Raw genomic sequence first — 15,924 nt, forward strand, 5'->3', positions numbered from 1 at the left:
CTTAGTCACCGGATAAGCAGGGAATTACTAGTACGCCAGCAGTTTCGGATGCGGCTCCAACTGCATCGGGGTCACTTCGGTGCAGTTCGGATCAAGGCTGTAACCCAACTGCTCAAAATCAATTCGGAACACGCGGGCGACAAGATCGATCGTCTCGTCGTCGTAATGCTGCAGGTAACTACCACGCTTCGATTTGTTCAGATGCGGCAGTTCAGCGTTGATCCCAAGATGCCGCGTGATCTCTGAAAAGCTGTCCGAGACCGTTTCGACACGCCCGATTTTCTGAACGAGATTGCGCCCTTCATCATCCACAAGATAACGCACCTGCCAGCTTTCCGGGTGATCGGGGTCGTAGGTCTTTAGAATGTAATCCCGAAAACTCAGCCCCTGCACCTTTTCATGGTCATGATGTTGCGGCGCCTGTTGCATGTAATAGAAAAACGAAACCATCAAATCGTATGGGTTTCGCACAAAGCTGAAGCTTTTCATCGACCAGTAACGATCTCCGAAATAGGCAAGATATTCAGCCGCCGTGGCGTGGTTTGGCAGAGGTTGGAACTGCGTGATCTCATAGATTTTCCGGCCCGAGACACGTTTCGAAATGCTGTTTACAAAGCGCTGCACCCTGTTCTCGCGGTCGAAATCGTGCCGCAGGCAATAGGTGACCGAGCTTCCGGCGGTCTTCGGGATGTGCACGAAGACAAAGTTCTTTTTGCTGCTGATCATCTTCTCTCCGAGCGCACTGCCTGTGGTGATTGCGGGCCGGATAGCAATTTAGCAGGCCACTCACCATAGATGAAGAGAAACGAGTATTCAGATGTTGTCGAGAAACTTCCCGAACTGACCGCGCTTGAAAATAAGGCCCTGACCGGGGCGGTGCATGACCGTTTCCACGTGACCGATCAGGATCAGATGATCCCCGGCCTCGTACCGGGCATGCAGGCGGCAATCGAACCGGGCCAGGCAATTGGCCAGACGCGGGCCGCCTGACGTGTCTGCGGCCCAGTCGGCATGCGAGAAATCGGCCCCGTCGCGGGCGAATTTCAGCGCCTGATCCTGCTGTTCCTGCGCCATGACATGGATGGAGTAGTGCTGGCAGTCGCTGAACGCGTCGAAGCGGTTCGACTCTTTGGCCAGACACCACAGCACCAGCGGCGGGTCCAGCGACACGGACGCGAAAGAGTTCACGGTGATTGCCCGTGGCCCCAGTGCAGTCTCCGTGGTGATGACGGTTACACCCGTGCCATAACAGCCCAATGCCTCGCGAAAGGCATTTCTTTGATCGGGGCTGGGGGTAAAGGTCTTCTCGGTCATCGCGCTTGTTCCTTGGCCGCGCATCAGGTGCCACGGCCCGCCGGATTTGTCCATCGAAAGCTGACTTTGACCCGCATATTACGGCAGGTCAGTTCAGGTCCTCGAGCAGACGGCCGTGTTTGCGCGTCTCGACGATGACGGCCCCGAACGTGTTCATACCCCGGGCCTGCAGCATCGGCAGCATCTTGACCAGCGCCTCGGCGGTTGCAACGGCGTCCCCCAAGGCGGTGTGGCGCAGCGCTTCGGGGATTTCGATGTCCAGCCGTTCGCATAGCGCGTCCAGCGTGTGGGTGTCGCTGGCCCCGAACAGGACCGCCGACAGCAGGACGGTGTCCAGGATCGGGTGATCCCATTCGACATTCATTCGTTTTGCATGGCGGCGCAGAAAGGCCATGTCGAACGGCGCATTATGGGCCACGATCACCGCATCACGGGCAAACTGGTGAAAGAGCCGTCCGGCTTCGGAAATATCCGGCGCGCCCTGAACCATGTGGTCGCTGACCTTGTGAACCCGGGTCGAGGCGGGCGGAATCGGAATGCCGGGATTGACCAGCGTGTCGATGCGCTCACCCTCGACGATCCGCCCTTTCAGAACCCGAACCGCGCCGATCTGAACGATTTCGTCCTTGTGGGGCAGCAGGCCGGTCGTTTCGGTGTCAAAGACCACAAAGCACAGATCGGACAGGGACAGGCTTTCAAATTCGCCTTCCGTGTTCGAGGTGAGCAGGTCGAAATCATAGACCAGCGGGCGCTCGGCATCGGGTGAGATCTGGACGGCGCTGTCGTCGAAGATCAGCATATAGCCGGGCGCGTCGCCCAGCGGCTTCATCCGGGCCGAATAGGTCTGATTTCCATCGATGCTGCGCAACGTGCAGGTCACGTCCAGACCTGTTTTCGTCAGCTTCGCATAGGCGCCTTCCAGATGCGTCGGGTCGAGGTATTCAAAAAGCGAGGCGTTTAGCCGGGGATGGGCGATCTGGGCCAGAACCTCGGCCGCCTGCGCGTCATATAGAACGATCTTATGCGTCGGTCCCGCCAGCAGCATGGCGACGGGAATTTCGGTCAACAGCGCCGTAAGCCGCTGTTTTTCCGCAGCGAGATTTGCGGTTTCGGCGGCAATGACCTCGGCGATGTTCATTGTTTTGTCGGACAATTGATCGGCAAGCCCGGCGGCGGCTGGCGCAAGATCGCCAAGGTACTTTGCCGCGTCCAGATCCATGTCGGTACTGACGCCCGCGTGCGCCCGCGCGCGCAACTCGGCGGACAGGCGCTCGATCGGTTTGGCGACATTGTCGTCGAACAGCAGCCAAATCCCGGCGATCATGGCGAGAAACCCAAACGCGATCAGGATTTCGGCGAAGATGAATGAGTCCAACAGGTCCGGATCGTTGGACCGTGCATAGCTGATCCAAAGCGCAACCGAACTGACGGCCAGCCCGCCCACGGCCAGAAGGCAGAAGAACAGAAAGACACGAAGGCGCAGGCTCAGCTTGGTCAGCATGATCAGACTCCGCAGGTTGCCTCGATAATCGGGTCACCTGAACCGGGGGCGATCCAGTCTGCATTCAGCACGCGCCCGTCGTCGCCGAACTCGACCCCGTCAGCCAGACTGGCGCGGCGGTTTTCGGCGCAGTTGACGGCGACCGGCAGTTTGGACACCGGAGCCCAGCGTCCGAAGAAATACAGATCGACAAGGCGCTGGTCCGGGACCTCGTCATTCTTGCGCACCGATACCGTATCGATGGCCGCGAACCGGTCGACAAAGGGCACTGCGTAAGTCCACGGGCGATAGAACGCGCGGCTTTCAACCTCTTCGACAATCTCAAGACTGCCGGGCAGGGTGCCGCGCGTGCGGTCATACCAGGAATATTCGCTGGCGATGGTCATGCCGATCATCCCCAACCCGGCGGCGACAGGGGCCGCCCAACGGGGCAAGCGCCCACCCGACAACTTGTTCAGCACCATCACGACGCCCGCAAAGGCAAAGCCCGCAAAAATCGTGCCGATCAATTCCAGAAACATGTGTCTCTCCGTTCTTCCGGCTTGTCAGCCTTTTATTCTTGGGCCGGGATCAGCCCAGCATTCCTTTGCCATGACCCACTGCGGACTGCATGGTTTTGACCACCACAAACGCATCCCGAAGATGGCTTCGCTCAAAATCCGAAAGGTTCGAGGGCGGCAGGTAATTGTCTGGTGTGTCGCCGGATTTTACCAGCCCGACCTGATGCTCCAGCCGCGTTTCGGCGATCAGGTCGTAGGCGTCCAGCAAATCCCGTGCGCCCGAGGGGCTAAGCACGCCAGCGCCTTCACCGGCTTTCAGGCGGGCGCGGGTGTTGGCCTCGGGCAGTTGGCCCTGCAAGCTGTAGATGCGCGCCAGATCGACCACCGGGACAACGCCGTTGTGTTTCAGGTCCAGCGTGTTGCGATGCTCGCCCGAGCGGATGGTCGCAAACCCCCGCAACAGGCCCAAAGGCGGTGTGTGTTTCAGCGAGTTCGAGATCATATGCGCGACAAAGATCGAATTCGCGCTGGCGGCCCTCAGCGTTTCCGATTGCAGGTCGGCGAACAAGTCAAACGCTCCGCCGATCGGGCGCAGGTCGAACATGACCGAGGCTAGCATCTGCGCCTCGGGGTTGGGTTTGGCGATCCAGCCGCTGAAATACTCGCGCCAGACCCGCACCGGCTGGCACCAGCGCGGATTGGTCGCCATCATATCGCCGGGACAGTAGAAATATCCGCAAACGTCCAGCCCGTCCGACACGAATTTCGCAAGCGCTGCGAAATAGGGCATGTCGGCCTCGGTCACGCTGTCATCCAGCATCAGGCAATTGTCCTGATCGGACACACCCGTCTGTTCCTGCCGGCCTTGCGAGCCGCAGGCCAGCCACAGGTAAGGGACGGGCGGGGGGCCAAGCTTTTCTTCGGCCAGAGCCAGCAATCGCCGCGTGACCGTATCCGCAACATCGGTGATCAGCCGGGTGACGATTTCATGCCGGTTGCCGCTGGCCACAAGCTGAACCAGAAGCTGAGGGATCTCGGCCGTGACCTGTGCCATATCCTGGGCCGCATTTGCCTGCGCAATCTGGCGCACCAGTTCGGCCGAGTTCACGGCCTGATAATGGGTCAGGTCCGTTTGGGTCACGATACCGACCAGTTGCCCGCCTTCGCAGATCGGGATGTGGCCGATCCCGCGCTCCATCATCACGTGCAGCACGTCCGACCCGATATCAGAGGGGGACAGCGTGACCGGATCGGGCGTCATGATCGCCGAGACAGGCGTATCCGGTGCCATCGCATCCGCCACGTATTTGCCCGAGATATCCCGCAAGGTCGCAATGCCCAGCAGCTTGGCTTCATCGCTGACACACAGCGAAGATATCCGCTTGTCGCGCATGATCTGTGCAGCATCCCGAACCGGCGTGCCGGGGGGACAGGTGGCCGGGTTCCGGGCCATCAGCACGTCGATGGCGCTGGTGGCAAGGCTTTGGGGGCCGGTGCGCCCGCCGCGTGTCCGGTTGAAAAACTTTGAGACGACATCATGCCCGTCGATCAGCTCTCGCACCAGATCAGGGGGCAGGACGATCAGGACCGAAGGCGAGTTCGCCCGCGCCTTGGTCGAGGCTTTGCCGCCCTTCAAAAGCCCGCGTTCGCCAAATGAATTGCGCAGACCCAGATGAGATACAACCTCGCCATTCTCATCGGTGATTTCGACCTGTCCTTCGTAGATCACGAAAACGCCGGGCAGAGTGTGGCCCAGATCGTAGACGCTGCTGTCTTCGTCCACCTCCCACACCTCGATCTGCTTGGCGATGTCGTCAAGAACCGTGTCCGGCAGGGCGTCATAGGGGTGTACGGATTTCAGAAACCGGGTGATCTGATCATGGGACAGGGGCATTATTTGTCTCCGGTTGTCTGATTGAAAAATCCCGCCCGGTGATATGCCGGGCGGGACAAGTAAGTCGAAAGACGCGGCATATGGAAGTTAACCATATGCCGCATCATGCTCATTTATTCTGAGCTGCGCCAGCACCACGGGGAATGCGAACGCTTTCGACCAGATCCTTGATCTCCTGCGGAGTTTCTTTGGTCATGCCTGCAACAACGTAGGCAGTCGCAAAGTTGATCATCGCACCGATTGCACCGAACGAGGTCGACTTGATCGGACCCAGCAGCGGATCAGCATCGGTGAACGAGTTGGTGCCCGGAATGAACAGCCAGCCCTTGTGCAGGAAGATGTAGACCAGGGTCACGACCAGACCTGCCAGCATACCTGCAACCGCGCCGGTGTTGTTGATGCGGGTCGAGAAGATCCCCATCATCAGCGCCGGGAAGATCGAGGCAGCCGCCAGACCGAACGCCAAGGCCACCGTCTGCGCCGCGAAGCCCGGAGGATTCAGACCCAGATAGGTTGCCACGACGATGGCCACGGCCATTGCAATCCGCGCCGCCAGCAGTTCACCCTTTTCAGAGATCGACGGGTTGATCGCACCTTTGACAAGGTCGTGGGACACCGCCGACGAGATCGCCAGCAACAGACCCGCAGCGGTCGACAGAGCAGCCGCAAGACCACCGGCAGCGACCAGACCGATCACCCAACCCGGCAGGTTGGCGATTTCGGGGTTGGCCAGAACCAGAATGTCACGGTTGAACTTGGTCAGCTCGTTTCCGACCCAGCCTTTTTCTTCCGCGATGACAGTCATGGCTTCGGACTTGTCGTTGTAGTACTGGATTTTGCCGTCGCCGTTCTTGTCTTCCCAATCCAGAAGACCGGTTTTCTGCCAGGTTTTCATCCAGTCATAACGCGGATCGGTGTCGATTTCCTCGACCGAGACAGCGCCACCTTCGATGCCACCATTGGGCCACATCATGTCGGTGATGTTCAGACGGGCCATTGCGCCAACCGCGGGTGCGGTCAGGTACAGCAGCGCGATGAAGACCAGCGTCCAGCCGGCGGACCAGCGGGCGTCAGACACTTTCGGCACGGTGAAGAAGCGCATGATCACGTGCGGCAAACCGGCGGTACCGATCATCAGCGACAGCGTGAACAGCACCATGTTCAGCGTGTTCGAGTGGTGCGCCGTGTAGTCGGCAAAGCCCAGCTCGGTCACGATCGCATCCAGCTTGGTCAGCAGGGGCTCACCGCTGGCGGTGTCACCAAACAGACCCAGCGCCGGAATCGGCGTGCCGGTCAGCTGCAGCGAGATGAAGATCGCCGGGATGGTGTAGGCGGTGATCAGCACGCAGTACTGAGCGACCTGCGTATAGGTCACGCCTTTCATCCCGCCGAACACCGCGTAAGCAAACACGACGCAGGCACCGATCAGCAGACCGGAGGTGTTCGACACCTCGAGGAAGCGGCCAAAGGCCACGCCCACGCCGGTCATCTGACCGATCACGTAGGTCACCGACGCAACGATCAGACAGACCACGGCCACAACACGTGCGGTCTGGCTGTAGAAACGGTCGCCGATGAACTCGGATACGGTGTATTTACCGAACTTACGCAGGTAGGGCGCAAGCAGAAGAGCCAGCAGCACGTAGCCACCGGTCCAACCCATCAGGAAGGTCGAGTTGTCATAGCCGGTAAAGGCAATCAGGCCCGCCATCGAGATGAACGAGGCCGCGGACATCCAGTCCGCCGCTGTCGCCATACCGTTGGTGACCGGGTGAACGCCGCGACCGGCGGCGTAGAATTCCGATGTGGACCCCGCCCGGGCCCAGATCGCGATGCCGATGTATAGCGCGAAGGATGCGCCAACAAACAGCAGGTTGATGGTAAACTGATCCATTGTCCCCGCTCTCCCTTACTCTTCGTCCACGCCGAACTCGGCGTCCAGCTTGTTCATGCGCCAGGCGTAGTTGAAGATCAGCACCAGAAAGACCAGGATCGATCCCTGCTGAGCGAACCAAAAGCCCAGATCGGTTCCGCCGACGGAGATGCCCGACAGCAGCGGACGCAGCAGAATGCCGAATCCAAATGACACCAGCGCCCAGATCGCGAGGCTGATGTAGATGAGACGCAGGTTGGCCTGCCAATAGCCCTTGTCGGCCTCGGCAGTCTGCGCGGAGTTTGTTGATTGATCCGCCATTGCGGGGTCCTCCTTCGCTTCCTCGTTGGGCGGCCCGTTGCCCAACTCCTCCAGTGCGTTGGGCCGCTTCTCACTTGTGCCGGATACCAGATGGCATCAGGCAAGACTTCCCGGTTCCGCCAAGGCGGGTCCTTGAAGTATTCTGATTTAGGATCAAAGCCTTACGGCCTCTCTCCTCCCCTTAACTCATCGCGTCGCCGACGATTGCCTCAAGATCGCTGGCGATGTCTTCGATTTTGCCCATGGCGTCCGTGCGCTGCAGGACACCATGCGTTTCGTAATACGTGATCAGCGGCGCGGTTTGCGCGTGATAGGCCTGCAGGCGCGAAGCCACGGTTTCCGCGTTGTCATCAGCCCGGCGCTTGAACTCGGTATGGCCGCACTTGTCGCATTCGCCTTCGACGGCGGGCTGCTTGAACGTGTCGTGATAGCCTTCACCGCAACCGGCGCAGGTGTAGCGGCCCGAGATTCGGATCACCATCTCGGCATCCTCAACCTCGAGGCTGATGGCGGCGCTGATCTTCTGGTCGTTTTCCGACAGCAAGCCGTCCAGCGCCTCGGCCTGAACTGTGGTGCGCGGGAAGCCGTCCAGAATGACGCCCTTGGCGCAATCCGGTTCCGCCATGCGGTCGCGCAGGATGGCAATGACGATCTCGTCGCTGACCAGATCGCCGGCTTCCATGACAGCCTTGGCGGCTTTCCCCGCCTCGGTCCCGGCGGCGACTGCCGCGCGCAACAGATCACCGGTGCTGAGTTGCACAAGCCCGAATTTGTCCTCAAGCATACGGGCCTGCGTTCCCTTCCCGGCACCCGGAGGGCCGAGAAGGATAAGAACGGCGGGTGTGGTGATCGTGTCAGCGTCCATCACATCCTCACTTGTTCGCGCGGTTTTCGATCAGGTCTTCGACCACCGACGGATCGGCCAGCGTTGACGTGTCACCCAAGCTGCCAAAGTCGTTCTCGGCAATCTTGCGCAGGATACGGCGCATGATCTTGCCGGACCGCGTTTTCGGCAGGCCGGGGGCCCACTGGATCACATCCGGGCTGGCAATCGGGCCGATTTCTGTCCGGACCCAGGTGCGCAACTCTTTCAGCAACTCATCCGACGGCTCGCGGTCATTCATCAAAGTGACATAGCAGTAGATGCCTTGTCCTTTGATTTCATGCGGATAGCCGACCACGGCGGCCTCGGCCACGGCGGCATGCGCAACCAGCGCGCTTTCGACCTCGGCCGTGCCCATACGGTGACCCGAAACGTTGATCACGTCATCGACACGTCCGGTGATCCAGTAATCGCCATCCTCATCGCGGCGGCATCCGTCACCGGTGAAGTAGTAGCCTTTGTAGTCCGAGAAATAGGTCTTCTCGAACCGCTCGTGATCGCCCCAGACGGTGCGCATCTGGCCGGGCCAGCTGTCCTTGATGCACAGCACGCCCTCGACCCCGTTGCCCTCGATCTCGACCCCCGATTGCGGGTCCAGAACCACCGGTTCGATGCCAAAGAACGGTTTCATGGCCGAGCCGGGCTTCAGCGCGTGGGCCCCGGCCAGTGGAGTCATCAGATGCCCGCCGGTCTCGGTCTGCCACCAGGTATCAACAATCGGGCAGCGCCCGCCGCCGATGACGTTGTAATACCAGTTCCAGGCTTCGGGGTTGATCGGTTCGCCCACGGTGCCCAGAATCTTCAGATCGCTCAGATCGTGCTTTTCGACCCATTCGTCGCCCTGACCCATCAGCGCGCGGATCGCGGTGGGGGCGGTGTAGAACTGGTTGACCTTGTGCTTGGCGCAGACCTCCCAGAAGCGGCCGGCATCCGGATAGGTCGGCACGCCTTCGAACATCAGCGTGGTCGCGCCATTGGCCAGCGGGCCATAGACGATATAGCTGTGCCCGGTGACCCAGCCCACATCCGCCGTACACCAATAGATATCGCCGTCATGGTAATCGAAGCTGATCTGATGCGTCATCGACGCATAGACCAGATAGCCGCCGGTGGTGTGGACCACGCCCTTGGGCTGGCCGGTCGAGCCGGAGGTATAGAGGATGAACAGAGGGTCTTCAGCACCCATCTCGGCAGGGGCGCAGTAATCGTCCGCCTCAAGGGCCATCTCGTTATAGTCATAGTCGCGCCCGTCGATCCACGTGGTCTGACCACCGGTGCGCTTGACGACCAGACATTTGACGGTGTCCTTGCAGTGCAGCAGGGCGGCATCGGCGTTGGATTTCAACGGCGTTTTGCGGCCACCGCGCGGGGCCTCATCGGCGGTGATCACGACCTTGGCGTCGCACCCGTTGATCCGGGCGGAGAGCGCGTCCGGAGAGAACCCAGCAAAAACGATCGAATGAATCGCGCCGATCCGCGCGCAGGCCAGCATGGCATAGGCGGCCTCGGGGATCATCGGCAGATAGATCACAACCCGGTCGCCCTTGCGCACGCCCATCGATTCCAGAATGTTGGCCATCCGGCAGGTGCGGCGGTGCAACTCGGCATAGGTGATGTGCTGTGCCGGGTCGTTCGGATCGTCCGGCTCCCAGATGATCGCCGTCTGATCACCGCGTTTCTCTAGATGGCGGTCCAGGCAGTTGGCCGACACGTTCAGCGTACCATCGGCATACCAGTTGATTTTGACGGAACCGAAATCGTAATTCGTGTCCTTGACCGTCGAGAAGGGCTTGATCCAGTCGATACGCTTGCCTTGCTCACCCCAGAATGCGTCCGGATCATCGATCGAGGCGGCATACATCTCGGTGTATTTCGCGGCATCTATATGTGCACGCGCAACAGTTTCTGCGGATGGCGGATATGTCTTGGCATCTGCCTGGGCAGCGGTGGTCATATGAGGCTCCTCCCTCTAGGACTGGATTGCTTTGGATCGTTTTTCGCCGGGTGTTCCGGCGAAGTCGATCCTTTTCCTCCCCATGCTGAATATTACCGTGCTTTGAAAATAAATAAATAAATTGCGGTAATATCAGGATTAGTTTGTAAATAAGTTTCTGAAATCGGCGTATTTTTGTAAACGTTCTGCGTAAAATCAGAAAAGTAACTTATTAAACAACAGGGTAAGTGTAACATCTGCCAAGACGAAATCTCGCCCCTGTCTGGCTTCGCCTCCCTGCACATCCGGGCGCTGATGGGCGTGCGGTCTTTGGTTCGGCCCAAACGCCTGCTTTGGCTGTCTGCTGCTTGGGGTTGGCACAAAGCTATGTTGGCGCTAGCTTCGTTCCAAGCGCTCCGAAACAGGGGCGCACCAACGGGAGAGATCACTATGAAAAGAATGTTGAGCGGCGCTGCCGTCGCCGCCTTGGGCGTTGCCTTCGTCACCGAAGCCGCAGCCACCGAATGGAATGCGTCCGTGTGGGGCAAACGCCGCGCCTTTACCGAGCATGTGGAAAAACTGGCCGAGCTTGTCAGCGAAAAAACCGGCGGAGACTTCACCATCAACGTCAGCTACGGCGGTCTGTCGAAACCGCGTGAGAATCTGGACGGGATCGAGATTGGCGCGTTCGAGATGGCCCAGTTCTGCGCCGGGTATCACCGGGACAAGAATCGCGCGATCACCGTTCTTGAACTGCCGTTTCTGGGCGTGAACAACCTGGACGAAGAGGTGGCCGTCAGCCACGCCGTCTATGACCATCCCGCGGTCAAGGATGAGATGGCGCAGTGGAATGCGCGCATCATCATGACCTCGCCCATGCCGCAGTACAACATTGTAGGCACCGGTGAGCCGCGCGACGAGCTTTCGGAATTTGACGGTATGCGTGTCCGCGCCACCGGCGGTCTTGGAAAGGCCTTTGAAGCGGTCGGCGGAGTGCCGACATCCGTTCCCGCGACCGAGGCGTTTAATGCAATGGAATCCGGTGTGGTCGACACGGTCGCCTTTGCCCAGCACGCGCATCTGTCCTTTGGCACCATCAACGAGGCTGACTGGTGGACGGCAAACCTGAACCCCGGCACCGTGAACTGCCCGGTTGTGGTAAACATCGACGCCTACGAGGCGCTGTCGCCCGAACATCGCGAGGCACTGGACAGTTCCATCGACGAAGCCATCGATCACTACCTTGCCAACTATGGCGGGCTGCTCGAACAGTGGGACAGCGTGCTTGAAGAAAAGGGCGTTCAGAAGGTCGAGATTGACGATGTGGTGATCGAGGAATTCCGCAAGACCGCAGCCGATCCGATCCGTGAGCAGTGGATTGCGGATATGTCCGCTCAGGGTCTGCCGGCGCAGGATCTCTACGATCTGGTCCAGGCGACGCTGCAACAACAGCGCGGTGGCAACTGATTGCTGTGACCGGGTGCCTGCAAGGGCACCCGCTTTTTTCTGAACATAAGGGAAATGCGGCATGGCAGGACAAGCCACCGTGCTGGAGGATGGCAGCCGCCTCAGCCAGTTGGACCAGCGTTTGCTGGGGTTGGAACGGTTTCTGGCACTGATCAGCGGCCTGGCGGTGTTCAGCCTTATGGTGCTGGCGGTGGTGTCCGTCAGCGGGCGCAACGCCTTCAACGCGCCGTTACCGGGCTATGTCGACTGGATCGAACAGGCGATGCCGCTGATCGCGTTTCTGGGCATCGCTTACGTTCAGCGGGACGGCGGGCATATCCGCATGGACATCGTAATCTCCCGCCTGCACGGGCGGGCGCTGTGGCTGTTCGAGCTGATCTCAGTCATTCTGATCCTTGTGCTGATGCTGGCGCTGGTCTGGGGCAGCTGGTCGCATTTCGACCGATCCTTCGATTTCGGCGCACCGCTGTGGAGCAGGGATAGCTCTATCGACATCGGCATTCCCTTGTGGCCCGCCAAACTGTTGGCCCCGGTCGCGTTTTCCGTTCTGTGCCTGCGGTTGGTTCTGCAGGTGTGGGGCTATGGGCGGGCGCTGGTTCTTGGGCTTGAGGCCCCGGTTGCGGTTCCCCTGATACAGGACGCCGCAGCGCAGGCAGCGGCCGAGGCCGAGCAGTTCGAAGGGCAGGACTAGGCCATGGACACGATTGAAATCGGCCTGTGGGTGACGGGCGGTCTGCTGGTTCTGGTCGTTACCGGCATGAGGGTGGCCTTTGCGGCGGGTCTGGCGGGCCTGTTCGGGCTGGTTTGGATTTTCTGGGCCAAGTTTGGCTACGACCCCGACCGGTTCGGCAAGGCCCTGACTGTTGCGGTGAAAACGGCGGGGCAGGTGCCCCATTCCAAGGTCGCCGCACACACGCTCAGCCTGATCCCCACCTTCATCCTGATCGGCTATCTGGCCTATTACGCCGGCCTGACCCGTGCCTTGTTCGAGGCCGCCAAGCGCTGGATCGCCTGGGTTCCCGGAGGATTGGCGGTGTCCACCGTCTTTGCAACCGCCGGGTTTGCAGCGGTATCGGGCGCCTCGGTGGCGACCTCGGCCGTTTTTGCACGCATCGCCATCCCCGAAATGTTAAGCGTCGGTTACAACAAGCGCTTTGCGGCGGGCGTTGTGGCGGCCGGGGGCACGTTGGCCTCGCTGATCCCACCATCGGCGATCCTTGTGATCTACGCCATCATCGTCGAACAGGATGTGGGCAAACTGCTGCTGGCCGGGTTCATTCCCGGCGCATTCTCGGCGCTGGTCTACGGCCTATTGATCGTCGGCATCGCGGTAGTGTTCAAATCCGTCGGCCCGCCGGTGACCGGGTTCAACTGGAAGCAACGCTTCGCCGCGCTGCCCGGTGCGATCCCGATTGTCGCGGTGATCCTGATCATCATCTGCTTCGTCTACAACCCGTTCGGCGACAAAGCCTGGGGCACACCAACCGAAGGCGGCGCTATCGGCGCGTTCATCGTCTTCTGTTTCGCCCTGTTCCACGGCATGCGCTGGCCCGAGTTCAAATCCGCGCTGCTGGAAACCGCGAAGCTGACCGCCATGATCTTCTCGATCATCTGGGGCGTCCTGATCTACGTGCGCTTTCTGGGCTTCGCGGACCTGCCCGGCGCGTTTTCGGACTGGATCACATCGCTAGAAATGTCGCCGATGCTGATCCTGATCTGCATCCTTCTGGCCTATGCGGTGCTGGGTATGTTCATGGACGCCATCGGCATGCTGCTGCTGACTTTGCCCGTGGTCTACCCGGCGGTGATGGCCTTGAACGGAGGCGAAACCGTCAGCGCCGCAGACAGCGCGTTCGGCATGTCCGGCCCCATGTGCGCGATCTGGTTTGGGATACTGGTGGTGAAAATGGCCGAGTTCTGCCTGATCACGCCGCCCATCGGCCTGAACTGCTTTGTCGTCGCCGGGGTGCGCCCGGACCTGAGTGTTCAGGATGTGTTCAAAGGCGTCACCCCGTTCTTCATCGCAGATGCAGTCACGATTGCGCTGCTTGTCGCGTTTCCGGGGATTGTGCTCTATCTGCCGTCCTTGGCAGGTTAGTGCGAAGGTTTTTGCGAGGCTCTGCCTCGCGCTCCGGGATATTTGGGGCCAGATGAATAAAGGATCCCATGCTTCATCTGGCTAAAAATATCCCGGGGGAGGCGCCCGCAGGGCGACGGGGGCAGCGCCCCCATTCGTGCGCCTTATCCGGCCCGCATCAACATACCATATAGATCGCGCGGATCATCAGGGTCGGCCAGCATGTCGAGGGGTTCGAAGAAATCCGTACCCTCAATGGCGCGCTTTATGAAGCGCAGGGCCGAGAAATCCTCGATGGCAAAGCCAACACTGTCGAACAGGGTAATCTGCCGGTCATCCGTTCTGCCCTTGGCTTGTCCGGTCATGACCTGCCACATCTCGGTGACCGGGTGATCAGCCTCAAGCGCCTGAATCTCGCCTTCGACACGGGTCTGTTCGGGATATTCGACAAAAATCTCGGAACGCAGCAGGATGTCGCGGTGCAGTTCGGTCTTGCCCGGGCAGTCGCCGCCGATTGCGTTGATGTGGACACCGGGGCCGACCATGTTGTCGGTCAGGATGGTGGCGTATTTCTTGTCGGCGGTGCAGGTTGTGATGATCTGCGCGCCTTCGATAGCGTCCTCGGGCGTTTTGCACGCGATAACCGTCAACCCTTTACCCTGTAGGTTCGCCGCGCATTTGGCGGTGGCATTCGGGTCGGTGTCATAAAGGCGCACCGTGTCGATCCCGCACATCGCTTTGAAGGCAAGGCACTGGAACTCGGACTGCGCGCCGTTGCCGATCATCGCCATTGTGGTGGCCGATTTCGGAGCCAGGTAGCTGCCGACCAGGGCCGAGGTCGCCGCTGTGCGCAGCGCCGTCAGCATTGTCATCTCGGTCAGCAACGTGGGGTAGCCGGTGTAAACGTCTGCCAGCAGGCCAAAGGCGGTCACGGTTTGCAGCCCTTCGGACGTGTTCTTGGGGTGGCCGTTCACGTATTTGAACCCATAGGCCTCACCATCCGATGTTGGCATCAGTTCGATGACGCCGTGGGGCGAGTGGGCCGGGATACGTGGGGTTTTGTCGAAACTCTCCCACCGTTTAAAATCGGCTTCGATCTGCGCGGCGATCCGGGTGATCATCTGCTCGAGACCGATATGGTGAACCAGCCGCATCATGTTGTCGACGGACACAAAGGGCACGAGGGCTTTGTCAGAAGGTAGGGTCATCAGAAACTCCGGGTCGGGCGATCGAAGATGCGGCGGCCAAGCAGGGACGCGGCCAGATCGACCATCAGTTTTGCGGTGCGGCCGCGCTCGTCTAGGAACGGGTTCAGTTCGACCAGATCGAGCGAGCAAACCAGCCCGCTTTCGTGCAAAAGCTCCATCACCAGATGCGCTTCGCGTTCGGTTGCTCCGCCGGGAACGGTGGTGCCGACAGCAGGTGCGATGGCGGGGTCGAGGAAATCGACATCCAGCGAGACATGCAGGATACCGTTTTCTGTCCTGACACGCTCCAGAAACGCCATTAAAGGGGCTTTGATGCCGTGTTCATCAATGCTGCGCATGTCTGCCAGCATCGCGTGATCATGCTCAAGCCGGGCGCGTTCGGCGGGGTCGACAGACCGCAGCCCGATCATGCCCACCTGATTGGTCGGGACTGTCGCGGGCAGGGGCGGGAAAGCGCCAAACCCGGGTTGCCCGGTGAAATAGGCAACCGGCGTTCCGTGCAGGTTGCCGCTGCCGGTGCTGTCCGGCGTGTGGAAATCGCTGTGGGCATCGAGCCAGAGAACGAAGAGAGGGCGATTCAGCCGACCCGCATGCGCGGCCATGCCAGCGACTGTGCCCATCGACAGGGCGTGATCCCCGCCCATGAAGATCGGCAGGCTTTGTCCCGCGACCTCCTGCGCCGTCTGGCTCAGTGCCTGCGTCCAGCCCACGCAAGCGGGCAGGGCAAACAGGTGCGGGTGATCCGGGGTGTCTGTCAGTTGGGGGCGCACATCGCCATAGTCGGTGACTGTGTGGCCCAGATCGGTCAGTGCTTGCTGAAGCCCGGCCACGCGATAGGCGTCAGGGCCCATGCGGCACCCCTGACGCCGTTTGCCAGCGTCCATCGGCGCGCCGACGAGTGTTATGTTCTTGGTGTCCATATGCTGATTTAGCCTGACGTTATGCCTTGCCGG

14 protein-coding genes are annotated in these 15,924 nt (G+C 60.3%); 3 read left to right on the forward strand and 11 right to left on the reverse strand.

The annotated features are described in order from the left end of the window. Window positions 1-27: 27 nt before the first annotated feature. The 9 genes from ACR0EZ_RS02200 to acs form a co-directional block, all read right to left on the reverse strand. Window positions 28-726 carry a sulfotransferase family 2 domain-containing protein gene (locus ACR0EZ_RS02200; RefSeq protein ID WP_480610292.1) on the reverse strand — a complete coding sequence of 233 codons (699 nt, stop codon included), beginning with the start codon at window positions 724-726 and terminating at the stop codon, window positions 28-30. An 87-nt stretch (window positions 727-813) separates the two neighbouring features. Then, window positions 814-1,314: a flavin reductase family protein gene (locus ACR0EZ_RS02205; protein WP_480610294.1), complete on the reverse strand. Its 501-nt coding sequence runs from the start codon at window positions 1,312-1,314 to the stop codon at window positions 814-816. Between the two features lie 88 nt (window positions 1,315-1,402). Further along, window positions 1,403-2,815, reverse strand: coding sequence for a 3'-5' exonuclease (locus tag ACR0EZ_RS02210; protein ID WP_480610295.1), 1,413 nt, complete (start codon window positions 2,813-2,815; stop codon window positions 1,403-1,405). Between the two features lie 2 nt (window positions 2,816-2,817). Next, entirely contained in the window at window positions 2,818-3,336 is a 519-nt protein-coding gene (locus ACR0EZ_RS02215; protein ID WP_480610297.1) for a hypothetical protein, read from the reverse strand. A 49-nt stretch (window positions 3,337-3,385) separates the two neighbouring features. Beyond that, window positions 3,386-5,209 carry a DUF294 nucleotidyltransferase-like domain-containing protein gene (locus tag ACR0EZ_RS02220; RefSeq protein ID WP_480610299.1) on the reverse strand — a complete coding sequence of 608 codons (1,824 nt, stop codon included), beginning with the start codon at window positions 5,207-5,209 and terminating at the stop codon, window positions 3,386-3,388. A 109-nt stretch (window positions 5,210-5,318) separates the two neighbouring features. Further along, window positions 5,319-7,103, reverse strand: coding sequence for a sodium:solute symporter family protein (locus tag ACR0EZ_RS02225; RefSeq protein WP_480610300.1), 1,785 nt, complete (start codon window positions 7,101-7,103; stop codon window positions 5,319-5,321). Between the two features lie 15 nt (window positions 7,104-7,118). Next, window positions 7,119-7,403, reverse strand: a complete 285-nt coding sequence (locus ACR0EZ_RS02230; RefSeq protein ID WP_480610301.1) for a DUF4212 domain-containing protein — start codon at window positions 7,401-7,403, stop codon at window positions 7,119-7,121. Window positions 7,404-7,584: 181 nt separating this feature from the next. Further along, window positions 7,585-8,268, reverse strand: a complete 684-nt coding sequence (locus ACR0EZ_RS02235; protein ID WP_480610303.1) for an adenylate kinase — start codon at window positions 8,266-8,268, stop codon at window positions 7,585-7,587. Between the two features lie 7 nt (window positions 8,269-8,275). Further along, window positions 8,276-10,240: an acetate--CoA ligase gene (gene acs, locus ACR0EZ_RS02240; RefSeq protein ID WP_480610304.1), complete on the reverse strand. Its 1,965-nt coding sequence runs from the start codon at window positions 10,238-10,240 to the stop codon at window positions 8,276-8,278. Window positions 10,241-10,669: 429 nt separating this feature from the next. On the opposite strand from acs, the gene ACR0EZ_RS02245 reads away from it, so the two are divergent. The 3 genes from ACR0EZ_RS02245 (at window position 10,670) to ACR0EZ_RS02255 (ending at window position 13,784) form a co-directional block, all read left to right on the forward strand. After that, a complete protein-coding gene (locus ACR0EZ_RS02245; protein ID WP_480610306.1) occupies window positions 10,670-11,686 on the forward strand; it encodes a C4-dicarboxylate TRAP transporter substrate-binding protein in 1,017 nt (338 codons plus the stop codon). 61 nt (window positions 11,687-11,747) lie between these two features. Continuing rightward, window positions 11,748-12,377: a TRAP transporter small permease subunit gene (locus ACR0EZ_RS02250; RefSeq protein WP_480610308.1), complete on the forward strand. Its 630-nt coding sequence runs from the start codon at window positions 11,748-11,750 to the stop codon at window positions 12,375-12,377. Window positions 12,378-12,380: 3 nt separating this feature from the next. Beyond that, window positions 12,381-13,784, forward strand: coding sequence for a TRAP transporter large permease (locus ACR0EZ_RS02255; RefSeq protein ID WP_480610310.1), 1,404 nt, complete (start codon window positions 12,381-12,383; stop codon window positions 13,782-13,784). A gap of 143 nt (window positions 13,785-13,927) precedes the next feature. On the opposite strand, the gene ACR0EZ_RS02260 is transcribed toward ACR0EZ_RS02255, so the two are convergent. Continuing rightward, a complete protein-coding gene (locus ACR0EZ_RS02260; RefSeq protein WP_480610311.1) occupies window positions 13,928-14,971 on the reverse strand; it encodes an ornithine cyclodeaminase in 1,044 nt (347 codons plus the stop codon). After that, entirely contained in the window at window positions 14,971-15,891 is a 921-nt protein-coding gene (gene rocF, locus ACR0EZ_RS02265; protein WP_480610313.1) for an arginase, read from the reverse strand. The genes ACR0EZ_RS02260 and rocF overlap by 1 nt, the downstream gene beginning before the upstream one ends. Between the last annotated feature and the right edge of the window lie 33 nt (window positions 15,892-15,924).

The organism is Ruegeria sp. AK4 (assembly GCF_056541025.1).

Bases quoted from the DNA above. Each gene is read 5' to 3' on its own strand.
- ACR0EZ_RS02200 (WP_480610292.1), bottom strand. From the start codon at position 726: ATGATCAGCAGCAAAAAGAACTTTGTCTTCGTGCACATCCCGAAGACC.
- ACR0EZ_RS02205 (WP_480610294.1), bottom strand. From the start codon at position 1,314: ATGACCGAGAAGACCTTTACCCCCAGCCCCGATCAAAGAAATGCCTTT.
- ACR0EZ_RS02210 (WP_480610295.1), bottom strand. From the start codon at position 2,815: ATGCTGACCAAGCTGAGCCTGCGCCTTCGTGTCTTTCTGTTCTTCTGC.
- ACR0EZ_RS02215 (WP_480610297.1), bottom strand. From the start codon at position 3,336: ATGTTTCTGGAATTGATCGGCACGATTTTTGCGGGCTTTGCCTTTGCG.
- ACR0EZ_RS02220 (WP_480610299.1), bottom strand. From the start codon at position 5,209: ATGCCCCTGTCCCATGATCAGATCACCCGGTTTCTGAAATCCGTACAC.
- ACR0EZ_RS02225 (WP_480610300.1), bottom strand. From the start codon at position 7,103: ATGGATCAGTTTACCATCAACCTGCTGTTTGTTGGCGCATCCTTCGCG.
- ACR0EZ_RS02230 (WP_480610301.1), bottom strand. From the start codon at position 7,403: ATGGCGGATCAATCAACAAACTCCGCGCAGACTGCCGAGGCCGACAAG.
- ACR0EZ_RS02235 (WP_480610303.1), bottom strand. From the start codon at position 8,268: ATGGACGCTGACACGATCACCACACCCGCCGTTCTTATCCTTCTCGGC.
- acs (WP_480610304.1), bottom strand. From the start codon at position 10,240: ATGACCACCGCTGCCCAGGCAGATGCCAAGACATATCCGCCATCCGCA.
- ACR0EZ_RS02245 (WP_480610306.1), top strand. From the start codon at position 10,670: ATGAAAAGAATGTTGAGCGGCGCTGCCGTCGCCGCCTTGGGCGTTGCC.
- ACR0EZ_RS02250 (WP_480610308.1), top strand. From the start codon at position 11,748: ATGGCAGGACAAGCCACCGTGCTGGAGGATGGCAGCCGCCTCAGCCAG.
- ACR0EZ_RS02255 (WP_480610310.1), top strand. From the start codon at position 12,381: ATGGACACGATTGAAATCGGCCTGTGGGTGACGGGCGGTCTGCTGGTT.
- ACR0EZ_RS02260 (WP_480610311.1), bottom strand. From the start codon at position 14,971: ATGACCCTACCTTCTGACAAAGCCCTCGTGCCCTTTGTGTCCGTCGAC.
- rocF (WP_480610313.1), bottom strand. From the start codon at position 15,891: ATGGACACCAAGAACATAACACTCGTCGGCGCGCCGATGGACGCTGGC.